Raw genomic sequence first — 25077 nt, forward strand, 5'->3', positions numbered from 1 at the left:
AGCCGCAGGCAATGCATAAGCACACATCATACCATGAGGTACATGGAATTCTGCGCCGGTAATATGTGCAATTGAATGCCCAATGTGGGTCCCCCCATTATTGATAGCCCATCCACCTAAAGCTGCTGCAACTTGCATCTTCGATCTTGCTAACTTATCAGTTGGATTTTCAATAACTTTAGGTAAGTAGTTGACAATGATAAACATTACTTTTTCACAAATCGCATCATTAACTGGTGTTGCTAGTTTGGATGTATAAGCTTCAGCCGCATGTGAAAAGGCATCTAATCCTGTTGCTATCGTTTGTTCCAATGGTAGTGTAAGTACCCACTCTGGCGCTAATATCGCCACTTCACTCTTGGCACCATCAGCTAAAATTGTATGTTTTGAATCAGTTTCTGGATCCGTTAAGACCACCGCATTAGACATCTCACTACCTGTTCCAGATGTGGTAGCTACCGAGATCAGCCCTGGGGAATGTTTTACTGCTTTTCCTTCTATATAAGAAATAATCTTTCCGCCATTATGTGCTAAGATGTTAATCCCACGAGCAACATCTAATACACTACCGCCACCAATAGCAAAGACTGCATCGCAACTTTCTTCAGCGTAAACTTCGTATCCATTATCAACTGTTGATATAACAGGGTCCGGTTTTACTGAATCAAAAATATAGTATTGCAATCCCGCATCGGTGATTTTGTTCAGAAACGCTTTCATTAAATCAGTTCGCGCCATAAATTCATCGGTAACAATTAACGGTTTTGAATAGCCCCCTTCCTGAAGCACACCAACTGCATCTTCTACAAAGTTGTCTGTAGTTAGAATATTTACGCTTTGAATCATTTTATAATTCATATAAACCCGCTCCTTTTTATAGTCCCAATTCAGTTGCTGCTTTATCTGCTCTTTCACAGAATAAACGAACTTTCTCAATATCTTTTTCCATATGTCCGCCATCATATTTGATTGATGTTTTAGATAATGAGTCTACGCCAGCAGGCCTAACGTGACGAATGGCTTCCTCAACATTATCTGGTCCTAAACCACCTGCCATAATTACTGGAATATCAACAGCTTCAACAATTGCCTTATCAATATCCCAGTCATGCGTTTCACCTGATGCACCAATTCCAGTATCCGGCGCTAATCCAGTATCTGTAAGGATCCAGTCAGCAAATTTACTATATTCAATCGCTCTCTCTAAGGCGCCAGGCCCATCCACTAAAACGGCTTGCATAATTTCGATACCAGGACATGCTTCACGGACTTTCGTTGCAAAATTTTCGTCACATGTAAAATCCATACCTGCAAAATGTACAATATCAGGTTTCACTCGTTGACAAACATCGATAATTTCTTGCCCATCATGGTTCAACATAATCGCAACTGTTTTTACCCCTCGTTCTCTACACTTATCAAAAATCTTATCTACTAGATCGTGTTCTACACGGTGAGCAGGTACCCCACCATCTTGCATAGGTACTAAACCAATATGGTCTGCACCTGCATCGATTGTTTGAACTGCTTCTTCATAAGTAATAATTGAATATAATTGTTTTAACATTGTATAATCTCCTTTTGTATTAATACGAAATAGTTTCGTATGATTGTGCGTGACGGACAACTGAACGAATGGATAATTCATCTGAAACTGAACTTTCAGTTTGTAGCGTGATGCTAGATGCTGCTTGGGCTAATTGAGAAACCTCTTCTACAGATAGAATATTGCCATAATGGAACCGGGCCCATACTAATGTAGCCATAGAGCAATCTCCCGCACCATTAGCACTAACAACCTCTGTCGGAATCACTGGTACGAAAGTTGGTTTTTGCATTTTATCTGCTACGACCATACCTTTAGAGCCCAATGATAAATAGACATGCTCAGGACCTAAATCAATTAATTTGCACGCAGCCTCTTTAGCTTTCTCTAAATCAACCACTTTAACGCCTGTATATAATTCAATTTCATGTTCATTTGGTTTAATCGTATCGATCTTATCCAGAATATTTTGAACTCTGTCTGCTTTGGAAACTGAAACTGGATCAACAAAGATTGGTGCAGTAACATTGTCCCCTAGCCACTCTAGTGTTTCTTTAGATAAGTTAGCATCAAACACAACGACTTCCGCTTTATTAATCACATCTAATTTATCTTGTAAGAATGCCGGTGTGATACAATCAACGATTCCCATATCATTCACACCCGTTACCATATCTCCTTCATCATCTGTAACGTAGAGATACGTTGAACTATTTGCGTGATCTAATTTTTCTGCATAATCTAATTTAATATTTAATTCATTACAACTTTTTTCAAGTAATAATCCAAAGTCATCATCACCATATGCTGTAATTAAATAGGTCGGTACTTCAAGGTTCACTAAATTATGTGCAATATTTCGTCCTACGCCTCCCGGACTAAGAAACACTTTACCAATATTTGAATCACGTTCATGATAAACTGGTCCAGAGATTCCTGCGATATCCATATTTAACCCACCGATTACTACTACGTATTTTTCAAGCTCCATTTTTACGCCTCCTGTTCTCTTGTGAATTCAATATACAATGATAAATCCTATTTTTGTTAACGGTTTCATTTTATAGCAACATTTGTTTATAATATAAGAGAAAACGCTTACAAACTATTTAAAAAGTTATTTTTAACAAACTTTTGTTGAAATTCAGTCTCAGTTAAATCTAAGGAGGTTAACATGACACGCAATGAAGAAGAAGTATTATCATTAATTGCTATCAATCCTTTTATCAGCCAGGAAGAAATTGCCGAAGAAATTAGTCTATCTCGTTCTGGCGTAGCTTCCATCATTCGTAAATTAATTAGCGAGGGTCATATAGAAGGTAGAGGATATTTCATTTCCAAACCTGGCTATATTTCTATCGTAGGAGGGGTAAATGTAGATTACATAGGACGATCACATCAGAAAATAACCGATAAAAATTCTAATCCTGGCAAAATTCATAAAGCTATAGGTGGAGCTGGCCATAATATGGCAGCTAATTTAACCAAACTACATGCAGATAACTATTTCATCACCGTTTATGGAAATGATGCAGATGGTAATCAAATTATTGTGGATTCAAAAGAACACGACATTGATATGTCTTATTCCCAAAAAATAGAGGATATAAGTACTAGTTCTTACATGTACATAGAAGATTATGAAGGCAGACGATTGTTAGGTGTAGATGATATGGAAATATATCAATATATCACCAGTGATTTTCTCGACGCTAGATATGAAATCATTAATCATTCTGACCATTGCTTGGTTGACACCAACCTTTCAAAAGATTGCTTTAAATGGTTATATAACCACTTATCCATCCCTTTAGTTGTTAAAACAACTACTAACCTAAAGAACTCAACAATTCTTAGTTCGCAAATGAAGATCGATACACTAGTTACAACGGAGGAAGAATTTGTTGTTTTACTAAATGATTCCACTAATCAGCCCTTAACTATAAAAGAAGGAATGAAATTTCTAGGCGCTAAGGGCATCGAAACAATTATTTTATATGATTATCTCAAAGGCATACTGTGCTATGTACACTCACAAGGCCAATTCATCCGACAAAAACCTATTAAAATAACTCATATAGAAACCGTCAACGGCTCACACGCAGCTTTCACCAGCACCTATGTTTGGGCTAAAATGAAAAAATGGGCACTAAAAGATGCTTTACTACTCGCATATACAAGCTCTATCTTAAACCTATCTTCTCCCAATAATGTAAACGACAAACTGAGTCCTATCGAACTATATAAATTGAAAAGAACCCTTTTTTGAAAAAAAAATAGGCAGGTAGATCCCATTAATCTACCTGCCTATTTTCTATATTATAATAAAAGAAAGTTTATTCTAACCAGCCGTCTACTGTTTCACGATTGGCTTCAATCCAGTTATCTGCTGCTTCTTCTGGTTCAACACCTGTAGCCAATTCTTCCATTACAGCAGACATGTCGGCTACTTCCCAGTAGAAGTTATCGATGATTTTGTAAGCTTCTGGATTATCTTCTTGAAATCCTTCTCTAGCATATGAACGAATTTCTTCATGACCACCAAAGACATTTTTTGGATCTTCAAGCATTTTTAGATCATAATCCATGAACATCCAGTGTGGTTGCCAACCTGTGACAACAATTTCTTCCTCATTTTCAATCGCTTGCTCAAGTTCAGCAATCATTGCACCAGTAGAACTTACCGAAACTTCCCAACCAGATAAGTTGTCATATTCTTTTACTGAATTCTGCGCACTGTTTGTGACACCAGCACCCGGTTCAATGGCAGTAATCGTTGATCCATCTTCGTCCGTTAAATCTTCAATCGAGTTCACATCTTCCATATGGGTTGGAACAGTTAGTGCTGAAATCGCCCCTTCTAAGTTAGGGCCTAAGTCAACCATGGAACCGCCGTATTCCGCTTCATAAGCTTGATGTGTGACTGGTAACCAACCACCAACCATAGCATCCGCTTGCCCTTCAGCAACAGAACTAAACATGATGGCAGGATCGACTGTGGTCATCTGGACATTAAAGCCCGCTTCTTCTAGCACTTGTGCCAAAACGGTTGTCGAAGCAATTTCTGACTCCCAATTAACTGTGGCTAGATTCACCGTTTGCCCACCTTTATTGGACCCTACATTCGTTTGATATGAATCTTCACTTCCAAAAGTGAATAATAACCCAACAATTACCGCGACTACTAAACCTATTTTCTTAAACATTTTTACACTCCCGAAATATACTTCCCTAGTTACAAATGTTCGCTACTTTATCTAAAAAAACAGGAGGGGCTACTAGTGTGCCTCACTCCTGTTTAAGCTCGTTGAGACTTTGTAAGGATTGAGGTCCAGAAAGAGAACGCTGAAAGATTAAGGCACTAGCTGACAAAGTCAACTGCAACTTAATCTGAAACGCAGTCCTTTTGGAAGGCTCAAACCCGATTTTAGTCCTATTATGCTTTTATTTACTTATTCTTCAACAGCCACCCATTGATCAACTGTATCTTGATTTGCTTCAATCCAGTCTTGTGCTGCAGTTTGAGGATCAGCACCGTCATTGATTTCTGCCATTACAGATTCCATATCCTCAACTTCCCAGAAGAATTTATCTAAAATTTGGTAAGCTTCTGGCATATCGTCTTGCAATCCTAGGCGAACCATTGTGTTGATTGTTTCACCGTCTCCGAAGACACCTTCAGTATCTTCTAAATATTTCAAGTCATACTCTTGGAACATCCAGTGTGGTGACCAACCAGTAATGACGATTTCTTTTTCATTAGCAATAGCTGTACCTAATTCAGTCGTCATGGCACCTGAAGATGATGTTTGAACTGTCCAATCACTTAGGTTGCTGTATGTACCTACTGCCTCTTCTGCAGCCGCTACAACACCCGCACCAGGTTCAATACCTGTAATCGTTTGGTTCGCTTGGTCACTTAAGTCCTCGATTGAGTTCACATCTTCCATGTAAGTTGGTACGGTTAAACCTGTAATCGCACCCTCTAAGTTAGGGCCCAAGTCTTCCATTTGATCACCATATTTTTCGTATTGCGGTGCATGTGTATTAGGTAACCAAGCACCTACCATAGCATCCGCTTCGTTTGTAGCAACAGATGACCACATAATCGCGTTGTCTAATGGTGTAATTTCTACAGTATAGCCTGCTTGACGCAATACTTCAGCGATCACATTTGTAGAGGCAATTTCCGTATCCCACGTTACATAAGATAAGGTAATGGTTCCCTTGTCTTCACCAGAGACTAAATTAAAAATGTTTGATTTGTATGAATCGGCAGAACCGAAAGTAAGGACTAATCCCAAGATTGCAATGACAGCAATCCACAAGCCTTTAAGTTTTTTCTTCAAAATGGATTCTCCTTTCCTCTACTTAGCTATTTTTATCAGCTGTGAAACGGTTTGTTAAGCGGTCAATCAAGATTGCTAAGATAACAATCGCTAGACCAGACACAAATCCTGAACCTACTGACGCACGTTGTAGAGCGGTTAATACTTGACGACCTAGACCAGGCGCACCAATCATTGACGCTGTAACAACCATAGATAAAGCAAGCATCACTGTTTGGTTTACACCAGCCATGATAGTCGATTTAGCTAAAGGTAATTCCACTTTGAATAATTTTTGTCTACCAGTTGAACCGAAGGCATCTGCTGCTTCAACTAACTCAGTAGAGATTTGTTTGATCCCTAATTCAGTGAATCGTACTGTTGGTGGTAAGGCGAAAATTACTGACGCGAATGTACCAGGTACAATACCGATACCGAAGAAGGCAACGGCTGGAATTAGGTAAACAAAAGCTGGCATTGTCTGCATGAAGTCTAAGATTGGTTTTAAGATATTGTGGACAGTTTTAGATTTAGCTGACCAAATCCCTAAAGGTACACCGATAATAATTGAGATCACACTAGAAACCAGTACCAATGTCACTGTGTTCATTAATTCTGACCATAAACCTTGGTTTAAAATGTATCCCAAACCAACTAAGGCGAAGGCAGATAATGATAATTGCTTCTTACTTGCAAAATAAGCAATCACTGCCACGATTAAGATAAAGGCAAATGGTGGAATTAATAGTAATAAGTTGGTAATCCCGTTCATAAAGGCTGAGCCCCCAGCTTGGATGGCGCCAAATAAACCTGAGAATGTAACGGTTAACCAGTTTGTTGCTGCTTCAATCCAATCAGCAACTGGTAGTTGCTCAATTGGAAACATCGCTAAATTAAACATTCAATTCTTCCCCCTCTTCAGTATTTGTTGCATCAGCTTCTTCGCTGTTGTCATTTGCTAAGCTGTTGATAACCATCTTAGAACTTATCATACCCAATAAGTGATTTCCGTCATCTACAACTGAAATCGGCATTATCGCGTTACCCATTACGTCATAAATATCATTAATCGGTGTTTCTGGGTGTACGACTGGATGGTCAGTACGGATAAGAGATTCAACAGATAGATATTCTTTGTTTTGGTTGCCTTTAATCAGTTTGGCAACATCAGTGTTACGAACGTAACCTAATAACTCCCGTTTGCTGTTTGTCACCATTAGGAAGTTGTAGTTTTCTTCTTCCATACGGTGTAGAGCCATTCTGGCACCGTGCTTCTCAACATTCAATAAGAAGTTAGGACGTTCCATAGCATGTTCTGCAGTAAGGACTTTAGAACGGTCAACACTTTCAACAAAGCGTTCAACGTAATCGTTAGCTGGATTCGTTAAGATTTCTTCACCGGTACCTACTTGAACAACTTCTCCATCTTTCATTAAGGCGATACGGTCACCAATTCTCAAAGCTTCGTCCAAGTCATGGGTAATGAAGACGATCGTTTTGTTTACACGTTCTTGTAAATCAACTAACTCATCTTGCATGTCACGACGAATCAATGGGTCAAGCGCCGAGAAGGCTTCATCCATTAATAGGATTTCCGGGTCGTTAGCTAGGGCACGTGCTAAACCAACACGTTGTTGCATACCACCAGATAATTGGTTTGGATACTGGTCTTTAAAAGTTAACAAACCAGAGTTTTCTAGTGCTTTTTCAGCAGCTTTTTGACGTTCTTCTTTGCTGACACCTTGAATCTCCAAACCGAATTCTGTATTTTCAAGAATTGTTTTGTGTGGGAATAAGGCGAAGCTTTGGAACACCATACTCACTTTTTTACGTCTGATTTCACGTAATTCATCTCTATTAGCACCTGTCACGTCATCACCTAAAATTGTGATGTTACCCGCTGTTGGTTCAATTAATCGGTTGATCATACGTAACATAGTTGATTTACCTGAACCAGATAATCCCATGATAACGAAAGTTTCACCTTGTTTGATATCTAAACTGGCATTGTCGACCCCGACTGTCGCACCTGTTTGTTGAACGATTTCTTCTTTAGACTTTCCTTCATTTAATAGTTTTTTCGCTTTCTCAGTTTGAGCGCGAGATCCATAAATTTTGGTTAAATTCTCAATTTTTACTGCTGTAGTCATCATAATCCTCCTTTATTTTGACACTTTGTTACAAAACGCAACGTAAACTCACCATACTACCGTAACACGTTCACCGGAAATTTTCAAAAAAGAACCCTTGAAAAGGTTGATTTGACAAGTTTTCACAAATAGGTCATTTTTTATGTTAACTTTCTACACCCCCTTTAAACTAAATATGAAAGGGCTTAATTTCACAAGCTCCTAAAAGTACAAACATTGTTCTATTTATAAACTTCCCGGAATAAATAAAAAAGCACTACACCCAAAGGATGCAATGCCCGCCATGATGGTTTATTCGCTTTCTTTTATACTTTTTAAAATCCAATAGCCTTTACGGCGTTCGATTTCTTCAACGTTACCAAAGACCTCTTCTAATTTCTTCATCGCTGAAGGTGCCCCTTGTTTCTTTTGTAAAACTACATAGATTTCGCCACCCGGTTTTAGATAGTGGATGGCTTCGCTCATAAAATGATGCACCATTTCCTTACCCGCACGAACTGGTGGATTCGTCAGAATGACACCAAAATCACTTTTATCAATAGCTTCATAGGCATTTGAAACGGTGAAAGTGACGTTGTCAACATGGTTAGCAGCCGCGTTGTCCTTAGCCAGACCAATCGCCCGCTCAGAGATATCTACCCCGTAAATGGCTCTGTCAGGCAGCATAGTACCCATAATGACCCCCACTGGCCCGTAACCAGCGCCTAAATCAAGCAGGTCGCCTGGTGCAAGTTGGTCAAGGTCCAAGGCTTCAAGCATGACCCTAGTCCCAAAATCTAAATTATCCCTAGAAAAGACACCTGAGTCGGTCTTAAAGGTAAAGGGCCGGTCGAAAATCACTGTCTCGTATTGTTTAAAGTCGTGTCCAAGATCTTCATTATTTTCGAAGTACTGATGACTCTCTTTCATGAACACCCTCCGTTCTATATCGTTATTATTTTCATTATTTTTGTAAATGCACATTATCATCTCTCATTTTATAGTTTGTGGGGACTAGACGCAAGTAGGTAAAATTTGCCTAATGCTTTTGTCCAAAAGAAAAAACGCCCGACTCAGACAGTCATGTCCAAGCAAGGCGCTCGTGCAATTTTCTATGTATGCTTCAACCCGCAAGCTCAGTCTCTTTATGTCCGGCTGAACCGCTTGCCAATTAAGCCATTTGGTGCAAACAAGAGTGTCAATAAGAAGGTCACAAAACCTACGAAGGCGATGGTTCCTGAAATGGACACGTTGAAGTGGATGGCTACATAGTAACCAATGATACTGTTGATTGCCCCGTACGATAAGGCCACCAGCAACATGATGCTTAGCCGTTTTGATAGCAAATGGGCACTCAAAGCCGGCGCTACCATTAGGGAGATGACTAGGATGGCACCAACGGTATCGAAGGCGACAACGGTGGTGATGGAAACCAGTGTCATCAAGACCAGATTCAATAAGCCAACTGCTACACCGATTGATTTCGCGTAAACGGGGTCAAAAATACTAACTTTGAGTTGTTGGTAGGTCACTGCAACAAAGGCCAGATTAATCACCAACATGGCAAACATCCGGGCGAAGGCAATCGGTACCTGGATACCAAAGATTTCCATAGTATTTAAGGTCGCAAAGACCACTTCCCCACTCAAGACTACATCCACATCTAAGTGAACATTTCGCGCATACCTAGAAATCAGGATGATGGCGATGGCAAAAAGCAAGGTAAAAATCAAGCCAGTGGCCGCATCGCTTTGAATGGCAAATTTGTTGACTACGTATTCAATGGCATAGACAGTCATCACACCAAATAGGGCTGCCCCAACAAATAGGATCGGTGAATCTAGGTCACCGGCAATAAAGTAACCAAGGACAATACCTAGTAAAACCGTATGCGACAAGGCGTCAGCCACCATGGCCATGTTTTTCAGAACTAAAAATACACCGAGCAAGGCGCAGGAAACGGCCGTAATCATTACAACGGATAAAGCCCCCATTATGCCACCTCCTCTGTCTCTGACGCGTCATCTTGATGGGTGGCTAAATAACGTTTTTTCCGTAAATAAGCGACCACATAACCTCTTGGCCCAAAAATAATGGACAATAATGAGACGATCGACATGACCACGATAATGGTTGGTCCGGTCGGTAAGTTTGAGATTGTTGATGACAAGTAGGTCCCAATACCAGCGGCAATACCGCCCGATACAGCAGCTACCAGCAAGACGATTGGGAACCGTTTTGACCATTGCAGGCCGGTAATGGCTGGCGTAATCAACATGTTGGAGATGAGGATAGCACCCACTGCCTTTAGCCCGACAACAATCATGACGATAGCCATCAGGAGAACCACCCAGTTCAATACGTTGGCCTGAATGCCGACTGCTTTCGCATAATTTGGGTCGAAGACGAAAATTTTGATTTGCTGGTAGCAAGCGATGAATATCGTTAAGGCGATCACTGAAGCGATGATGATTAACCAGACATCTGATTTCAGCAAAAAGGCTGCCTGCCCGAAAATATAGTGTTGGAGACCTGCTTGCGATGCATCACCAAACTGCGGATTGCCTTGGATATATGACTTCAAGGCCATCCCCAATCCAAAGAAAGAAGACAAGACTAAAGCCAATGCCGAATTAAGGCTGACTAAGGAATGCTTATGGATCAACTCGATAAAGTAGAAGGCCACCATACCCGCAACCAAAGCACCCAGGGTTAAAATCAAGGTGTTTTTTGATTGAAAGAGCATAAAGGTGATAACGATACCCGCAAAGGTGGCGTGACCAATCGCGTCCCCTATCAAACTTTGCCCTCTAAGGACAGTAACTGTCCCGACGATACCTGATGTCATAGCTAAAACGACTGTTCCAAGCAAGACGATTTGAAAGGAGAAATCAGTTAATATGGCCATAGATCTCACCAATCCTTTGATCATATGCCACCGCAATATTGGCTTCATTGAAAGTTTCCGCAACTGGACCTTGGCCAATGACTTTCTTATTCAATAAGATGACATGGTCAAAGTACTCACGGACTGTAGCCAAGTCGTGGTGAACGATAATAATGGTCTTCCCGTCGCGTTGAAATTGGTTAATAATCTCTGCGAAAAGTTTCTCCGTCTTAACATCGATCCCCTTCATTGGTTCATCCAAGAAGTAAATGTCTGCATCCTGGCAGATAGCGCGGGCTAAGAAAACCCGTTGCCGTTGCCCGCCAGAAAGCTGAGCGATTTGCCGGTCAGCGTAGTCAGTCATATTGACACTTGCTAAGGCAGCAAGTGCCCGGTCCTTGTCCGTTTGGCTGGCCTTTTTGAAAAAGCCTTGATGTACATACCGTCCCATTAAAACAACATCTAAAACCGTAGTTGGGAAGTCCCAATTCACCGAAGAAGATTGGGGCACATAAGCAATTTTCTTGTAATAGTCCTTGTATGCCTTGCCATAGAAGGTCACATCCCCTTTCAAGGGCTTCAAAAAATCAAGCATACAATTCAATAAAGTTGACTTACCGGCACCATTTGGCCCGATAATGGCCGTCTTCGAATTTTCCTTTATAGCAATGTTTATATCCTCTAATACGAGTTGGTCGTCATAAGACATGGCCAAGTCGTCCACTTTAATTATTGCTGTCATCTTGTCTGTCATCCTTTCATTACATTATCCAAATTTATCTTATTTAATCTTACCTATTTAAGATTTGACACAATTAGGTTCACATTGTGTTTAAACATATCAATATAGGTATCACCCTCTTGTCCTTCACTCGCAAGTGAATCTGAGAACAATTCTTGCCCTTCACCAGAAACAACTGTCACTTCGCCACCAGCAGCACTCACTGCTTCTTGGATACGCTGCATACGCGCTGGGTCAGTTGTTGATTCCGCAAAGATTGCTGGCACTTCGTTTTCTACAATAAAGCTTGCAATAGCTGAAATATCTGCGTTAGATGCTTCAGATTGTGTTGAAATCCCTTGTGGTGCCACTACTTCTATTCCGTAACGTTGTGAGAAGTAGTTGAAGGCATCATGTGGTGTAATCAAGTAACGTTGACCTTCTGGAATTGAGTTGATTTCTGCTTGCGCCCAAGTATCCAGTTCAGTCAACTCTTCCTTATAAGCCGTTGCCGCGACATTGATCGACTCGTCACCAGTTAAAGTCACTAATTCAGCAGCTACTGCATCCACCGCTTTTTGGTAAAGGGTGATATCAAACCAGAAATGTGGGTCTACTTCACTTTCCTCGTCTTGGTCGACCATCGTTACATCTTCGTCAGTGAAATCTTTCGTCACCGCCACACCTGTTGCTTCCAAGGCTTTAACCATTTGCGCCTCTAAGTGTAAACCGTGGTATAAAACCAAGTCTGCCCCTTGGATTTTCTCCAAGTCTTTAGGACGTGCTAAGTAGCCATGAGGGTCCTCGCCCGCTGGAATAATCGTTTCAACCGTCACTTGGTCTCCCGCCAATTGTTCTACCATATCACGTAGAAAAGAGGTGGATACTGTGACAACCGGTTTTTCATCCGCAACATCGCCTCCGTCACTAGCTGACTCCCCACCGCTCGCACATGCACCTAAGAATAGGGCCACAATCGTTAAACTCAATAATTGCCAAATCTTCTTCATTTGAATTCTTCACTCCTACTTTCTTTATTTAAGGGGTAACCATGAGGTTCGCCCTTAGCTTTTGTTAATTATATTTTTAGTTTAACCTAAAAATATATAAACGTCTAGTCTAATTCGCCGAGATTTTTGGGAAAATGATGCTCCCTTGCCAAGCTAGTTGATCTAGAAAACCAGGCACACTGATTCAAGCAGTCAAAAAAAGACCACACCCCAAATGCGGATGTGGTCTAATAATAATGGTAAAAAAAAGAGAAGCTCGGATAATTCCGAACTTCCCTCATATACATCATAAGATAATCCATTAAAGATTATTTTACTTCTGCAGTACCGCCAGCCTCTTCGATAGCAGCTTTTAAAGCTTCTGCTTCTTCAGCAGGTAATGCTTCTTTAACGATCGCTGGAGCGCCGTCTACTAATGCTTTAGCTTCTTTCAAGCCTAAACCAGTAGCTTCACGTACAGCTTTGATTACTTTAATTTTAGCTGAACCAGCAGAAGTTAATTCTACGTCAAATTCAGTTTTTTCTTCAGCAGCTTCACCAGCACCAGCACCAGCAGCAGCTACAGGAGCAGCAGCAGATACGCCGAATTCTTCTTCGATTGCTGATACTAAGTCAGCTAATTCTAAAATTGTTGATTCTTTTAAATCAGCAATGATTTGTTCAATGTTTAAAGCCATTATAAAATTCCTCCGTTTTTAAATAGTTTGTTTTGTATGATTAAATTGGTAATAAATTACGCTGCGTCTTCGCCTTTTGCATCTGCAACAGCTTTGACAGCGTATGCCACGTTGCGGACAGGAGCTTGCAATACTGATAATAGCATTGAAAGTAGACCTTCGCGGTTTGGCAATTTCGCAATTTGTTGAATTTCTTCTTTAGAAAGTACTTTACCTTCTAAGATACCACCTTTAAGTTCTAACGCTTCTGCTTTTTTAGCAAAATCAGAAAGAATCTTAGCTGGGGCAACTGCGTCTTCCATACCAAACGCTACAGCTGTAGGGCCTTGGAAAACTTCTTCATGGTATTCTAACTCTTGAGAATCTAAAGCACGACGCATGATTGTGTTTTTGATAACTTTAAACTCAACACCTGCTTCACGTAATTGTTTACGTAATTCAGTCACTTCTGCTACTGATAATCCTAAGTAGTCAACCACAACTAAAGAATTTGCAGCGTTCATTTTCTCAACGACTTCATTTACTTCTTGTTGTTTTTTAGCAATTGCTTGTTCACTCACTTATATTTCACCTCCACTGATTTTATTAGAGTTTTTTTAAATAAAAAACTCTATGTCACTGAAGACATAGAGGATAAAGTTCACCATCTAGTAGTGAACAACGTATCTCCCTCGGTTGGCAAAATTAAGGCAAAGCCGCCAACTGTCTTCGGTAAGCTATATAAATAACCTCACTCATACTAACAGAATAGTATAAGTGGGTCAAGTATTATTTTTAATTAATCTTAGATTGATGAAACATCAACTTGGATACCAGGACCCATAGTAGATGTAATTGATAAGTTCTTGATGTATGTACCTTTAGATGATGCAGGTTTCACACGTAATACCATTTCTTGAACAGCTTTTACGTTTTCAGCTAATGCATCTGTAGTAAATGATACTTTACCAACAGGTAAGTGTAAGTTACCAGCGCTATCAGCACGGTAAGCAACTTGACCAGCTTTAATGTCTTGAACTGCTTTAGTAACATCTTGTGTTACAGTACCAGTTTTAGGGTTTGGCATTAAGCCTTTAGGACCTAATACACGACCTAAACGACCAATTTGACCCATCATGTCTGGCGTCGCAACGATCACGTCGAAGTCGAACCAGCCACCTTGGATTTTTTGGATGAACTCGTCATCACCAACGTAGTCAGCACCAGCGTCTTTAGCTTCTTGCGCTTTTTCACCTTTAGCAAAAACCAATACAGTTTGGTCTTTACCAGTACCGTTAGGTAATACCATAGCACCACGGATTTGTTGGTCATTTTTCTTAGTGTCGATACCTAAACGGTATGCAACTTCAACTGATCCATCAAATTTAGCGTAGTCTACTTCTTTTAACAATTCAATCGCTTCAGATAAAGCATATTTTTTATTTTTTTCGATTTTTTCGAAAACAGCTTTTTGGTTTTTAGTTTGTTTAGCCATTATATATATTCCTCCTATGTGGTTTTAGCGGATAATCCTCCCACTCACAAATCGCAATTGATTTGTGGCGTACGGGTTTCATGTATTACAGTGTGACAATTAGCCTTCTACTACAAAGCCCATTGAACGTGCAGTACCTTCAACCATACGCATAGCAGCTTCTACATCTGCAGCGTTCAAGTCTTCCATTTTTGTTTCTGCAATTTCACGAACTTGGTCGCGAGTTACTGTAGCGACTTTGTTTTTGTTAGGTTCGCCAGAACCTTTAGCCACGCCAGCAGCTTTTTTCAATAATACTGCAGCAGGTGGTGTTTTAGTAATAAACGTAAATGAACGATCTTCGAATACAGTGATCACTACAGGGATAATCATACCCATTTGATCTTGTGTACGCGCATTGAATTCTTTAGTGAATCCCATGATGTTCACACCAGCTTGACCTAATGCAGGACCTACTGGAGGAGCTGGACTTGCTTTACCAGCTTCAATTTGTAATTTAACGATTTGTTGTACTTTTTTAGCCACGAAACATTCCTCCTTGTTTTTCGCGTTGTGGTTTAATGGAGTTAAGATTCCTCCTCCCACTACATGTGTCTACACACAGTAACCTATTTAACCACATAAAAGTCGTGATTGCAAGCCTTTTTTGATAAACGGTTATATAATCTTTAAGTTCATTTTGTAAATTTATTGTAAAGGGTTACATTGCTTATTTTACAATATTTATCAGGTGACAAGACCGACAAAATATGGTAAACTGTATCCTTAATAGAGGAAAAGTACATTGCAAAGGAGTGATAATGATGGAACGTCCAGTAAGAAAATTTTACGATGACCAACTAAAGACTTTGGAGGGTATGCACGCAAAACTCGGATTTGGTACGGCGGCTATGTTAGAACGATCTTTCCAAGCATTAAAAACCAATGACCACAATGGCGCAAAAACTGTCATTGAAAGCGATGCTGAGATTAACAAGCTAGAAAAAGAAATCGAATTTTATGTAATGCGTATAATCGCTCGTCAACAACCAATCGGTACAGACCTACGTATGATTCTGTCAGTATTTGCTTCAAGTTCTGACCTAGAGCGCGTAGCCGACCACGCAGTATCCGTAGCAAAAGGTATTTTACGTGTTGAAAACTTAGCACCATTTGATTCAGTTATGGATGATATTTTTGCCGTAGGTGAGTTAGCGAAAAACATGCTTGGACAAGCAATTGATGCCTTTAGCCAACATAACGTTGAACGCGCTAAAGAAATCGCTGCTATGGATGACGAAGTAGACAGTGCTTTTAGAGAACTTGTCGATCAAATTTTAGTGATCATGCAGAATCAACCCGAAACTGTTCAAACAGGTTCAGCGATTAATGCCATTTTACATGATATCGAACGTATCGGTGATTATGCAACAAACCTATGCGAACGCGTTATTTATACAGAAGATGCAGACATCGTGAACTTAAACGATTAAAATCTACATATATAAATAGAAAAAATCAGTTGCCCATAAAAGCAACTGATTTTTTTGTGCATCTTCGGTTTGCCATTCGCCTCTTCTACCAATAAACGCGTTATAATGCGCTTAACAATAGAAGAGAAAGAGTGAGAAGAACAACTTATGTTTATCATTAATAATCGTTTTATATTCATCGTTAGTTGGGGATTAAACATTTAACCACTTAAATTAATAGTAGTTTTTACACACTATACACATTCCCTTATATACATTCGGTAATTTCCGGTTATATATTGTATGATATTTTGAAATACATGTATCTTTACCGCTGGAAGGATAAAAAATAAACAATTAGAAAATGAATATTAATCAATAGAGAAAAATAGCGGGTAAGGATTTTGTTTAAGAATCTTTACCCGCTATTTATTTAACTATGGTTTATTTTACCTCAACTATGATTTGTAAAATATCGCAAATTAGAATTTATCTACTTGGTCGTAGTCTACTTCTGCTAATGTTTCACGTCCAAACATTTCAACAGTCAGTTTCAATTTGCCATGTTCTGCATCAATCTCTTGTACGCGACCTTCCATACCATCAAAGGCACCGTCGATAACCTTAACCACTTCATCGATATCGAATGAGATATCACGGTTACGGCCTCCTTCACCAAGGCTTGATAAGATATTACGTACTTCATCAGGTAATAATGGTGTTGGTTTTGAACCTTGCCCGTGAGAACCTAAGAACCCTGTAACACCTGGTGTATTACGTACAACGAACCACGCTTCATCTGACATGATCATCTCAACTAATACATAACCTGGAAAGTTTTTGATCTTAACAATCTTCTCTTTACCTGATTTCGTCTTCTCTACATGCTCTTCTTCAGGCACGATTACACGGTAAATGTAATCTTCCATATCCATTGAAGTAATACGCATTTCCAAGTTTTGTTTCACTTTATTTTCATAGCCAGCGTATGTATGGATTACATACCACTCTTTACCAATTTCGATTTCTTCTACCATCGATATGCTCCTTCTTTCAATACATTCAACATCGATCAACTTCAAGGCAAATTAAAAAACCTTCCCCGCATGAAAGGTTTTCTCTTCGCTTTATTCGTGCCCATTATAACACACCGCCCATGCGCGCGCCATAACAAGTTACAATTATAAGTTAATAAACCATCTAAACGCCCATTGCGCTACGGTATCAATAACCCCTAGGAAAATGGCAACCATGATAATAGTTGATAATACGATACCAGTGTAACGCACCAACTCGCCACCACTCGGCCATGTTGTCAATCGCATTTCATGCCATACATCTTTTAAAAATTGCATCTACTTCCCTCGCCCTCTATCAGTCGACTTCGACTACTTGGTTTCTTTATGTATTGTATGTTGATTACAGTGTCTACAGAATTTCTTCACTTCTAAACGCTCAGTACGGTTATTGGCATTACTATTAGTCGTGTAATTTCTTGAGCCACATACTGAACAAGCAAGTGATACTTTTTTCGTTGCCATAATTCACAATCTCCTTGATTTCTGATTCATTGTACATGGTACTTACCCCGATGGTCAATGTCAATAAATATTTCCTGCATCCCTAATTATACCACAAATAGTAAGAGGAGTTGCACTATCATCAGCTAACTCCTCTTTTAAAATCTATAGGATGTATTTAATATAAAAAGGCTGAAGCGATAAGTACAGCAATCAAAGCCAACAAGTGCGCCACGTTTGTAATAATGAACTGGTGGATAAAGCCATGTTTAATGGATAATCCAGTCAGATTATTAAAGGTAATCACGACTCCAGATTGTGGCATCGCCGTTAATGTTGCCGCCGCAATCACTGTAATTCGGTGGACCAACTCAGGATCAATCCCCATAGCAATATAATCTGGCGCTAGGGTATTCATCACAATCCCAATCGTACCCGAAGCAGAACCAGTGATCCCACTTAGTAAGGCAGACGATACAGCCAATCCAATCACTGGACTACCAGGAATAGAGGTAATCGCTTGTTGGATGACCCCAAAACCAGGTGCCAAGGTTAACACTGAACCAAATGCTACAGAAGATGAAGTTGAGAAGGCCGGCATAATTGCTCCTGTCGCCCCCGCATTCAAGGTCATATTCTGTGATGGAATATAGTTGTGGTATAGAATAGCTGACACGACAATCGCTGCAGCTAGAGCCACTAAAATAATGTTGGCCACACTAGAAAAAATCAAAATAATAGCAATCAAGGTCATAATCGGCGCTAAAGAAATCCAAATAGATGGCAATTTCAATTCATCCCCATCCTCATCTACCACTTTAGGAGCCACCTTACCTTCTAAATAGGTATCAAATTGTTCACCCTTCTTCACAGATCGGTCCAAACACCATTTCATATACAGTAAGCCAAAAGTCAAAAGGACTAATGACCCGATTAACCCTAGAATAGGTGCCGCCGTTAATGACGTTCCCAAAGCTGTAGTTGGAATCGCATTTTGCACCGAAGGATTTCCTGGCAAACTAGACATGGTAAAGGTCCCAGCACCTAAAAATAAAGGAATAGGGAACAACTCCCAGTTTATATCCATTTGTTTGAAAATCCGCTTGCCTAACGGTACCACAGCAAACATCACCACAAATAATGAAATCCCCCCATACGTTAACAAAGCTGCAATAGCCATAATTGCTACCATAATCATATATTTAGAGCCCATCCCAACTTTACTCAAGATGAAGTTAGCAATAGACACTGTCGCATGACTCTTTTCCATATATTGTGCCAAAACAGCACCCAATAAGAAAATCGCAAAGTTATTAATCAAAAATCCAGCCAAAGCTGTCATATACGAATGCTCTTGACCAACCAATGACCCAAATATATCCATCTGGTTAGCGAGAATAACAACCAAAGCAGATAAAGGTGCCGCAATAATGATATGCAACCCTTTAACAGAAAACCAAATAATCAGTACAATACCGATAAACACCCCAATAATACCTAATATTCCCATGCACAATCTCCTAAAATGTATTTATAGGCGCCCTTGCGAACCGCCTATGTAATTGGAATACTGACAACTCTCCCTAAAAATCACCAACTTCCAAAAACATCATAAACTACTTTGCTCACTTTTTTCACTAGGTAAATGTAAGCTATTCCATAAAATTAATCAAAAAGTAACCATAAAAAAGCCATGCACAGTTTCAACCCATGCATGGCATAATTTTGTTTCAATCACCATCATCAAAATATTCTGATAATATTTGACGATACTTTCGTTTACATTTAGCGATTAACGAATGGACCTGTTTTCTGGTAAAGCCCGTGAGTTTTTCCATCTCTTCGTAAGAAAAACCTTGTTTGAAATAACTATATGCCGATCTTTCCATATCAGACAAACTTTTCTCGTATCTATTAATTGTTTCATGGAAAAGATACATATATTCGGGTGGAAATTCTTTGGTCCTCAAGCGATTTTCTATATTGTTTTCTTCACCTTCACTTGCAAACAAATCTAGTGACCGCTCAACTTTAAAATTAGCAATCCGTTTATCCGTCATGTGCATCCGGCGAATATCCAGCAACCTATTTTTGAATACATTCGCAAAGTAAGTTGTAAAGGCTGCCTTACTATTAATGCGATATGTTTGAACAGCTTGTACTAGACTAATTCTAGCTTCTCGATAGTAATCATCATTTTCTAAAATATACTTAGGGATGCGCCAACGGTTAGCATATAAAGTAGGTAAAACTTCTTGGTATAATGCATCAAATATTTCTTCAGTAAGTTCATTTTTAGCCTGCAATACTAAATCCAATACCTGTGACTGGTCTTTACTTTGTTTCTGCTTTGCCATAGATTTGTCCTCTCCAGATAGACCACCCAGGCTCAATCCAACAGACCAAAAACATCAAAATCCTACTATTCACTTTTCTTGTCGATTAAATCTCTATAAAAGTCATTTAATTTATCTAGCTGATGGACTGACCATGGTATGGATCTTTGATATTTGTTGTATTCATAATCATTACCACCATGTGCAATTTCCACATTGGTTTTTTGTACATCTCTAAATAGTTCTTGTGCCGATTGTCTCAAGGCACCCTTTTGAAATACAATACGCTGTTCAGCTAGGTCACTAGTCGCTACAGTAACATTGTGTAGAGGACTCACTAAATCCACAATCATCTCTTCGATGTATGAATCAGCCGTTTGCCCTTCACTCGTGAAGACAACATGTAAGTTAAATTGATCATACGACTTAGAAATACCAGGGACAAACATAGCGTCAAAAACGACCCAAGTTTCAATATCGTGATAGCCCACATAGTTAGAAAGGGTTGCTAACAACAAGTCTCTTGCAGCCTCAATTTCATCTCGATTTTTCAACTTTACAAGTAAAGGCCATGAACCAATCATGTTGTACCCATCAACAATTAAACGTTCTTTTCTTAAAGCCATGCTATCCCCCCTTTTCTTCATCATGCTTTGCTCAAATAAACGCGTCAATTAACCTTTACTCATGCGACTTTGATAAATCTGATACATTAATAATCCAGCTGCCACACTGGCATTTAAACTTTGAACGTGACCACGCATTGGAATAGTAATCATGCCATCAAGATGTTTCTTCACACCTGGTGACACACCTTTACCTTCATTACCGATTACAATAGCAATAGGTAGTGTCGCATCCATTTGCCACATTGATTGACCTTTCATATCGGTACCAAATACCCATACACCACGTTCTTTTAGTGTATCAATGGTTTTAGAAATATTGGTTACACGTACAACTGGTACATGTTCAATCGCACCTGTAGAAGTTTTGGCAACCACTTGCGTTAACCCAACAGCGCGACGGTTTTGAATAATCACACCATGTACGCCTGAAGCATCAGCAGTTCTTAGAATAGAACCCAAGTTATGTGGGTCTTCAATACCATCTAAAATCATGATAATTGGGTCTTCATTCGCTTCTTCAGCTTTTTTGAAGATATCATCTAATTCAGCATATTTATATGCCGCAATCGCCATAACAACACCTTGGTGATTGCCACCATCAGAAAGCGTATCTAACTTCTCTTTCGGGACATTGGATACTAAGATATTTCGCTTGTTGGCTGCTTTTAAAATAGCTTGGGCATTCTTCTCGTTTAAGCCAGTTTGTAGGAAGACTTTATTCACATCATGGTCGCCTTCTAACACTTCCATAGCGGCATGGAAACCATAGACGAAATCAGGAGATTGATCCAGTTCTTCTTCGTTATTTGTACTGCGGGGTTTTCTATCTCTGTTTTGTTGTCTTTGATTGTCTCTAGCCATTTTCTTGCTCCTCTTTTTGTGCGTGTTGAATGTATTGAATACAGAAAGCTGCAATTTCCTTAAAACGGTTTTGATCATTTAAATAGGCAAAACCCATCAACGCTTCAAATCCGGTTGCAATTCTATAGGTATGAATATCTGCGTTTTTAGCGCTTGAGTGACTTTTGGCATTACGGCCTCTTTTAAAGATTGTCATTTCATCTTCAGTAAGGAACCCTTCCTCAGCTTGCATCGCTTCAATTAATAGCGCTTGTCCTTTAGCAGACACAAATTCAGTCGCTGCTTTATGTAGATCTTTGGGCTTCGTTAAACCACTTTCAACCAAATGGTCGCGGACCACTACTTCCCAAGAAGCATCGCCTAAATAAGCTAAGGTTAGGCCACTTAGTTGTTTTATTTCATTTTTTGTTAAAGACTTATTCTCTGACATTTAGTCGACTCATTTCTGTATTGATTTTCATTATTATAGACCGCAACTAGGCTTGCTCACGCTTCCAACGCGTACCTTGGGCAGTATCATCAAGGATAATGCCTTCAGCTTTTAATTGGTCACGAATTTCATCTGCACGCGCGAAGTTTTTATCTGCACGGGCTTGGTTACGTTCATCGATTAAGGCTTGAATATCATCCGCCAATAACTCTTTCTCGTCCGATAAAGTCACACCAAAGACGATTAATAGTGCTGTGAAAGCCTCTTTAAAAGCATTAAGTGCAGGAACTGATACTTTTGGTTGGTTTGTATAAACATTCATATCACGCATCAAACGGTACACAACAGTTAAACCATTTGGCGTATTGACATCATCATCCATAGCTTCCATGAATTCATTCTCTAAAGCCTTGATTTGGGCCAATACTTCCGCATCATTATCTAATTGCGCTTTAGCATCTTCAAAACGGTAATTTAAGTTCGCATAAGCTGTCTTCAAGTTGTTTAAGTTGTTGGTTGCATCTTGAATATTTTCTTCATTGAATCTTAAAGGCGACCGGTAATGTGCTGATGCTAAGAAGAAGCGGACAACTTGTGGATCAACTTGTTTCATCAACTCATGGGCTAGGACAAAATTACCTAAAGATTTAGACATTTTTTCATCGTCATCACCCATAGTAACAAAGCCATTATGCATCCAGTAATTCGCAAAGGTATGACCTGTGTGAGCCTCAGATTGCGCAATTTCATTCTCATGGTGCGGGAATGTTAAGTCATGGCCACCTGCGTGGATATCTAAAGTATCGCCTAACAGTTTCGTTGCCATTACAGAACATTCAATATGCCAACCTGGACGACCTTCACCCCAAGGAGAAGTCCAAGAAATTTCACCTGGTTTAGCTGACTTCCATAAAGCAAAGTCGACAACATCTTCCTTCTTAGATTGGCTGTCTGCTTCCAAACGTTCAGAAGCCCCTGCACGTAAATCATTGATATTTTGATCAGACAACTGTCCATATTTTTCGAATTTACGTGTTCTATAGTAAACATCGCCGTCCACTACATAAGCAAAGTCTTTGTCTACTAAATCGGCTACGAATTGGATAATATCTTCCATATTCTCCATAACGCGTGGATTTTTCGTTGCACGTTTCACGTTTAAAGCATCTGTATCTTCATAGAATGCTTCAATATATTTGTCCGCAATTTGTTCAGGTGTTAACCCTTCTTCATTTGCGCGATTAATAATCTTATCGTCCACATCCGTGAAGTTAGATACATAGTTGACGTCAAAACCGCGGTATTCGAAGTAGCGGCGGACTGTATCAAACGCAACCGTAGACCGGGCATTCCCAATATGAATGTAGTTATAAACAGTAGGACCACATACATACATTGAAATATTTCCTGGCACTAGTGGTTTAAACTCTTCCTTCTGATTGGTTAATGTATTGTAAATTTTTAACATAAATTTGCCCTTCCTCTTATACACTTAGTACAATATCTATGAATATCATATGAAACTATAAAGATTGTAGCTTTTAACGATACCTTTTTGTTTACTACTGATTTTAACACAGTTACTACTTTATTAATAATAACTAAACACTCAAACCTAATTTTATCTAAAAATATCAGTACTATAGTTATATCTATTTGATTATGATAATTTGAATTATATAACCAAAAGAAAAGCAGATAGTACTAGCCTTATTTGCTATCATATCTGCTTTAGGTATATTTTTACTTAATTATTATATATATGCTAGTCTATAATTTTTTTTAATTCATCACCAATTCGTTTTACTATGCCAGTTACTAAGGCATTACCCATAAAGAACATTCTCATGCGTTCAGAGACTTCAACTACTTCACCATTGTCTAGTTGTTTAAACTTCGTCCAATCATCTGGGAAATCTTGTAATCTTTCCGCTTCAATCGGCGTGATTAATCGATAACGGTTATTGATTTTTAGTAGATGCGTTGAACGATTAACCGTTCCTTCAGAAGTCAGCATTGTTCTACCAGGTAACTCTAGACTATCAGTTTCACTCATACCACCCTCAGAATAAACATACTTATGTCCTTCTGCAGAGGTTCTCTCTAATCGTTTAGGTCCTCTTAAGTATTTGAATTTTTTTAACTTTTCACCTTCAATATAATACTTCTCTGGAACTGTGTTCTCTGGGACAATAATATCTTTAAATGGAATTGGGTTTTCGTCACCAAGTGGTTCTGTATCCGCGGAATAATAAACACCATGGCGCATGATTCCTGTATTCCAGAACTTACCATCCGCGTAATTATCAGAAACGTCCTTAATATCACTCGCTAAATGGTTAGACATGGTTCGATTCTTAATCGGCTCTTGCTTGATAGGAAATTGTCTAGCGAATAAACCATCATTGAAAATATACTCTGCATAGGTATCAAAGTCTTTTTCATCAATTAGATTGGTTTCTGATGACTGCTCATATTTTGCATCTATTTTCTTACCAAAGACAGTATCATTTCGATATACGAAGAAGAATACACGACGTCTACGCTGTGCGCGGCCATATTCAGCTGCATTGATTACACGCCACTCTACTGAGTAACCCAGTTCATTAAACGAAGCTAACATAACGGCAAAGTCTCGACCACGTTGACTTGTGGGTGCTTTTAGCAGTCTATCAACATTCTCTAACACTAAGTATTCAGGTTGAATAATTTCTGTTGCTCTAATGATTTCCCAGAACAGGACACCTTTCTTTCCTTCAATACCCAATTCATTTTTTCTTGAACGAGCTACAGAATAATCTTGGCACGGGAAGCCACCAACAATCATATTGACTCCATTTTGTTTCATTTCTTCAAACTTTTCGTCTGGAATTAAAGCAACATCTGTTGGGATATGTTCAATTTCTGGGAAACGATAAACACCGACTTCATACGCGTCTTGTGATTTTTTTGAGGGTTCATATTGGTTTGAATAGGTAGTTTGGAAAAGTTCACTATCAGCATTATTGAAACCAATGGTGAAACCTCCTACACCATCAAACATTGAAAAAATTTTCATTAAATCTCCCTCTCTACGAA

26 protein-coding genes, 1 pseudogene and 1 other annotated feature are annotated in these 25077 nt (G+C 39.3%); of the genes and pseudogenes, 2 read left to right on the forward strand and 25 right to left on the reverse strand.

All coding sequences use genetic code 11. From position 1 onward, the window contains the following. The 3 genes from ACFW0C_RS03350 to ACFW0C_RS03360 form a co-directional block, all read right to left on the reverse strand. Positions 1-858 (reverse strand): iron-containing alcohol dehydrogenase (locus ACFW0C_RS03350; protein WP_378105370.1); only part of this gene is annotated, 858 nt, incomplete at its 3' end. Between the two features lie 16 nt (positions 859-874). Then, positions 875-1567, reverse strand: a complete 693-nt coding sequence (locus ACFW0C_RS03355; protein ID WP_338191850.1) for a phosphoribosylanthranilate isomerase — start codon at positions 1565-1567, stop codon at positions 875-877. A gap of 19 nt (positions 1568-1586) precedes the next feature. Continuing rightward, positions 1587-2537 carry a PfkB family carbohydrate kinase gene (locus ACFW0C_RS03360; protein WP_338191851.1) on the reverse strand — a complete coding sequence of 317 codons (951 nt, stop codon included), beginning with the start codon at positions 2535-2537 and terminating at the stop codon, positions 1587-1589. Between the two features lie 183 nt (positions 2538-2720). Here ACFW0C_RS03360 and ACFW0C_RS03365 point away from each other — a divergent pair, with 183 nt between their 5' ends. After that, positions 2721-3815: a PfkB family carbohydrate kinase gene (locus ACFW0C_RS03365; RefSeq protein ID WP_338191852.1), complete on the forward strand. Its 1095-nt coding sequence runs from the start codon at positions 2721-2723 to the stop codon at positions 3813-3815. A 67-nt stretch (positions 3816-3882) separates the two neighbouring features. On the opposite strand, the gene ACFW0C_RS03370 is transcribed toward ACFW0C_RS03365, so the two are convergent. The 12 genes and pseudogenes from ACFW0C_RS03370 to rplK form a co-directional block, all read right to left on the reverse strand. Next, the gene (locus tag ACFW0C_RS03370) at positions 3883-4752 is read right to left on the reverse strand and encodes a glycine betaine ABC transporter substrate-binding protein (protein ID WP_338191853.1); all 870 of its coding nucleotides are present in this window, start codon (positions 4750-4752) and stop codon (positions 3883-3885) included. 246 nt (positions 4753-4998) lie between these two features. Continuing rightward, positions 4999-6775, reverse strand: a pseudogene (locus tag ACFW0C_RS03375) (ABC transporter permease/substrate binding protein). Beyond that, on the reverse strand, positions 6768-8024 hold the full coding sequence (locus ACFW0C_RS03380; protein ID WP_378105371.1) for a glycine betaine/L-proline ABC transporter ATP-binding protein: 1257 nt from the start codon (positions 8022-8024) through the stop codon (positions 6768-6770). The pseudogene ACFW0C_RS03375 and the gene ACFW0C_RS03380 overlap by 8 nt, the downstream one beginning before the upstream one ends. A 291-nt stretch (positions 8025-8315) precedes the next feature. Further along, the gene (locus tag ACFW0C_RS03385) at positions 8316-8933 is read right to left on the reverse strand and encodes a methyltransferase (RefSeq protein ID WP_338191857.1); all 618 of its coding nucleotides are present in this window, start codon (positions 8931-8933) and stop codon (positions 8316-8318) included. A gap of 215 nt (positions 8934-9148) precedes the next feature. Continuing rightward, a complete protein-coding gene (locus tag ACFW0C_RS03390; RefSeq protein WP_378105374.1) occupies positions 9149-9997 on the reverse strand; it encodes a metal ABC transporter permease in 849 nt (282 codons plus the stop codon). Continuing rightward, positions 9997-10911, reverse strand: coding sequence for a metal ABC transporter permease (locus ACFW0C_RS03395; RefSeq protein ID WP_378105376.1), 915 nt, complete (start codon positions 10909-10911; stop codon positions 9997-9999). The genes ACFW0C_RS03390 and ACFW0C_RS03395 overlap by 1 nt, the downstream gene beginning before the upstream one ends. Beyond that, on the reverse strand, positions 10895-11632 hold the full coding sequence (locus ACFW0C_RS03400) for a metal ABC transporter ATP-binding protein (RefSeq protein WP_378105378.1): 738 nt from the start codon (positions 11630-11632) through the stop codon (positions 10895-10897). Before ACFW0C_RS03400 ends, ACFW0C_RS03395 begins: the two co-directional genes overlap by 17 nt. A gap of 53 nt (positions 11633-11685) precedes the next feature. Beyond that, positions 11686-12621, reverse strand: coding sequence for a metal ABC transporter solute-binding protein, Zn/Mn family (locus tag ACFW0C_RS03405; RefSeq protein WP_378105380.1), 936 nt, complete (start codon positions 12619-12621; stop codon positions 11686-11688). Between the two features lie 308 nt (positions 12622-12929). Further along, positions 12930-13298 carry a 50S ribosomal protein L7/L12 gene (gene rplL / locus ACFW0C_RS03410; protein WP_016897304.1) on the reverse strand — a complete coding sequence of 123 codons (369 nt, stop codon included), beginning with the start codon at positions 13296-13298 and terminating at the stop codon, positions 12930-12932. Between the two features lie 56 nt (positions 13299-13354). Next, positions 13355-13858 (reverse strand): 50S ribosomal protein L10, encoded by a 504-nt coding sequence (gene rplJ, locus ACFW0C_RS03415; RefSeq protein ID WP_003142597.1) that lies wholly within the window; start codon positions 13856-13858, stop codon positions 13355-13357. Positions 13859-13890: 32 nt separating this feature from the next. Next, positions 13891-14028, reverse strand: a sequence feature (ribosomal protein L10 leader region). A gap of 54 nt (positions 14029-14082) precedes the next feature. Next, on the reverse strand, positions 14083-14772 hold the full coding sequence (rplA, locus tag ACFW0C_RS03420) for a 50S ribosomal protein L1 (protein WP_111856515.1): 690 nt from the start codon (positions 14770-14772) through the stop codon (positions 14083-14085). A 99-nt stretch (positions 14773-14871) separates the two neighbouring features. Next, positions 14872-15297 (reverse strand): 50S ribosomal protein L11, encoded by a 426-nt coding sequence (gene rplK, locus ACFW0C_RS03425; RefSeq protein WP_029315747.1) that lies wholly within the window; start codon positions 15295-15297, stop codon positions 14872-14874. Between the two features lie 275 nt (positions 15298-15572). On the opposite strand from rplK, the gene phoU reads away from it, so the two are divergent. Next, positions 15573-16244, forward strand: a complete 672-nt coding sequence (gene phoU, locus ACFW0C_RS03430; protein ID WP_378105382.1) for a phosphate signaling complex protein PhoU — start codon at positions 15573-15575, stop codon at positions 16242-16244. Between the two features lie 461 nt (positions 16245-16705). Here the strand turns inward: phoU and nusG are convergent, their stop codons facing one another. From nusG to dcm, 10 genes are all read right to left on the reverse strand, one after another. Continuing rightward, positions 16706-17260 carry a transcription termination/antitermination protein NusG gene (nusG, locus tag ACFW0C_RS03435; protein WP_083068271.1) on the reverse strand — a complete coding sequence of 185 codons (555 nt, stop codon included), beginning with the start codon at positions 17258-17260 and terminating at the stop codon, positions 16706-16708. 144 nt (positions 17261-17404) lie between these two features. Beyond that, positions 17405-17578 (reverse strand): preprotein translocase subunit SecE, encoded by a 174-nt coding sequence (gene secE, locus ACFW0C_RS03440; protein ID WP_290490581.1) that lies wholly within the window; start codon positions 17576-17578, stop codon positions 17405-17407. A gap of 33 nt (positions 17579-17611) precedes the next feature. Then, positions 17612-17764 carry a 50S ribosomal protein L33 gene (gene rpmG, locus ACFW0C_RS03445; protein ID WP_003142586.1) on the reverse strand — a complete coding sequence of 51 codons (153 nt, stop codon included), beginning with the start codon at positions 17762-17764 and terminating at the stop codon, positions 17612-17614. Between the two features lie 157 nt (positions 17765-17921). Beyond that, the gene (locus ACFW0C_RS03450) at positions 17922-19253 is read right to left on the reverse strand and encodes a GntP family permease (RefSeq protein WP_378105383.1); all 1332 of its coding nucleotides are present in this window, start codon (positions 19251-19253) and stop codon (positions 17922-17924) included. A gap of 220 nt (positions 19254-19473) precedes the next feature. Then, positions 19474-20100 (reverse strand): sigma-70 family RNA polymerase sigma factor, encoded by a 627-nt coding sequence (locus tag ACFW0C_RS03455; RefSeq protein WP_378105385.1) that lies wholly within the window; start codon positions 20098-20100, stop codon positions 19474-19476. A gap of 65 nt (positions 20101-20165) precedes the next feature. After that, a complete protein-coding gene (locus ACFW0C_RS03460) occupies positions 20166-20705 on the reverse strand; it encodes an NYN domain-containing protein (protein ID WP_290490578.1) in 540 nt (179 codons plus the stop codon). Positions 20706-20753: 48 nt separating this feature from the next. Continuing rightward, complete coding sequence (gene rlmB, locus ACFW0C_RS03465) at positions 20754-21569, reverse strand: 23S rRNA (guanosine(2251)-2'-O)-methyltransferase RlmB (protein ID WP_378105388.1); 816 nt, start codon at positions 21567-21569, stop codon at positions 20754-20756. Next, positions 21562-21999 carry a Mini-ribonuclease 3 gene (locus tag ACFW0C_RS03470; RefSeq protein ID WP_378105390.1) on the reverse strand — a complete coding sequence of 146 codons (438 nt, stop codon included), beginning with the start codon at positions 21997-21999 and terminating at the stop codon, positions 21562-21564. Before ACFW0C_RS03470 ends, rlmB begins: the two co-directional genes overlap by 8 nt. A gap of 46 nt (positions 22000-22045) precedes the next feature. Then, on the reverse strand, positions 22046-23467 hold the full coding sequence (cysS, locus tag ACFW0C_RS03475) for a cysteine--tRNA ligase (protein WP_378105392.1): 1422 nt from the start codon (positions 23465-23467) through the stop codon (positions 22046-22048). 297 nt (positions 23468-23764) lie between these two features. Beyond that, positions 23765-25057 carry a DNA (cytosine-5-)-methyltransferase gene (gene dcm / locus ACFW0C_RS03480; protein WP_378105393.1) on the reverse strand — a complete coding sequence of 431 codons (1293 nt, stop codon included), beginning with the start codon at positions 25055-25057 and terminating at the stop codon, positions 23765-23767. Positions 25058-25077: the final 20 nt, after the last annotated feature.

This window comes from Aerococcus sp. NPDC058936, assembly GCF_042741995.1.
Lineage (GTDB): Bacteria > Bacillota > Bacilli > Lactobacillales > Aerococcaceae > Aerococcus.

Coding starts and splice junctions, on each gene's coding strand:
- ACFW0C_RS03355 (WP_338191850.1), bottom strand. CDS start 1,567: ATGTTAAAACAATTATATTCAATTATTACTTATGAAGAAGCAGTTCAA.
- ACFW0C_RS03360 (WP_338191851.1), bottom strand. CDS start 2,537: ATGGAGCTTGAAAAATACGTAGTAGTAATCGGTGGGTTAAATATGGAT.
- rlmB (WP_378105388.1), bottom strand. CDS start 21,569: ATGGCTAGAGACAATCAAAGACAACAAAACAGAGATAGAAAACCCCGC.
- secE (WP_290490581.1), bottom strand. CDS start 17,578: ATGCAATTTTTAAAAGATGTATGGCATGAAATGCGATTGACAACATGG.
- rpmG (WP_003142586.1), bottom strand. CDS start 17,764: ATGGCAACGAAAAAAGTATCACTTGCTTGTTCAGTATGTGGCTCAAGA.
- ACFW0C_RS03400 (WP_378105378.1), bottom strand. CDS start 11,632: ATGACAGCAATAATTAAAGTGGACGACTTGGCCATGTCTTATGACGAC.
- ACFW0C_RS03460 (WP_290490578.1), bottom strand. CDS start 20,705: ATGGCTTTAAGAAAAGAACGTTTAATTGTTGATGGGTACAACATGATT.
- cysS (WP_378105392.1), bottom strand. CDS start 23,467: ATGTTAAAAATTTACAATACATTAACCAATCAGAAGGAAGAGTTTAAA.
- ACFW0C_RS03365 (WP_338191852.1), top strand. CDS start 2,721: ATGACACGCAATGAAGAAGAAGTATTATCATTAATTGCTATCAATCCT.
- phoU (WP_378105382.1), top strand. CDS start 15,573: ATGATGGAACGTCCAGTAAGAAAATTTTACGATGACCAACTAAAGACT.
- dcm (WP_378105393.1), bottom strand. CDS start 25,057: ATGAAAATTTTTTCAATGTTTGATGGTGTAGGAGGTTTCACCATTGGT.
- ACFW0C_RS03470 (WP_378105390.1), bottom strand. CDS start 21,999: ATGTCAGAGAATAAGTCTTTAACAAAAAATGAAATAAAACAACTAAGT.
- ACFW0C_RS03385 (WP_338191857.1), bottom strand. CDS start 8,933: ATGAAAGAGAGTCATCAGTACTTCGAAAATAATGAAGATCTTGGACAC.
- ACFW0C_RS03405 (WP_378105380.1), bottom strand. CDS start 12,621: ATGAAGAAGATTTGGCAATTATTGAGTTTAACGATTGTGGCCCTATTC.
- rplL (WP_016897304.1), bottom strand. CDS start 13,298: ATGGCTTTAAACATTGAACAAATCATTGCTGATTTAAAAGAATCAACA.
- ACFW0C_RS03395 (WP_378105376.1), bottom strand. CDS start 10,911: ATGGCCATATTAACTGATTTCTCCTTTCAAATCGTCTTGCTTGGAACA.
- ACFW0C_RS03455 (WP_378105385.1), bottom strand. CDS start 20,100: ATGGCAAAGCAGAAACAAAGTAAAGACCAGTCACAGGTATTGGATTTA.
- ACFW0C_RS03370 (WP_338191853.1), bottom strand. CDS start 4,752: ATGTTTAAGAAAATAGGTTTAGTAGTCGCGGTAATTGTTGGGTTATTA.
- ACFW0C_RS03380 (WP_378105371.1), bottom strand. CDS start 8,024: ATGACTACAGCAGTAAAAATTGAGAATTTAACCAAAATTTATGGATCT.
- rplA (WP_111856515.1), bottom strand. CDS start 14,772: ATGGCTAAACAAACTAAAAACCAAAAAGCTGTTTTCGAAAAAATCGAA.
- ACFW0C_RS03450 (WP_378105383.1), bottom strand. CDS start 19,253: ATGGGAATATTAGGTATTATTGGGGTGTTTATCGGTATTGTACTGATT.
- nusG (WP_083068271.1), bottom strand. CDS start 17,260: ATGGTAGAAGAAATCGAAATTGGTAAAGAGTGGTATGTAATCCATACA.
- ACFW0C_RS03390 (WP_378105374.1), bottom strand. CDS start 9,997: ATGGGGGCTTTATCCGTTGTAATGATTACGGCCGTTTCCTGCGCCTTG.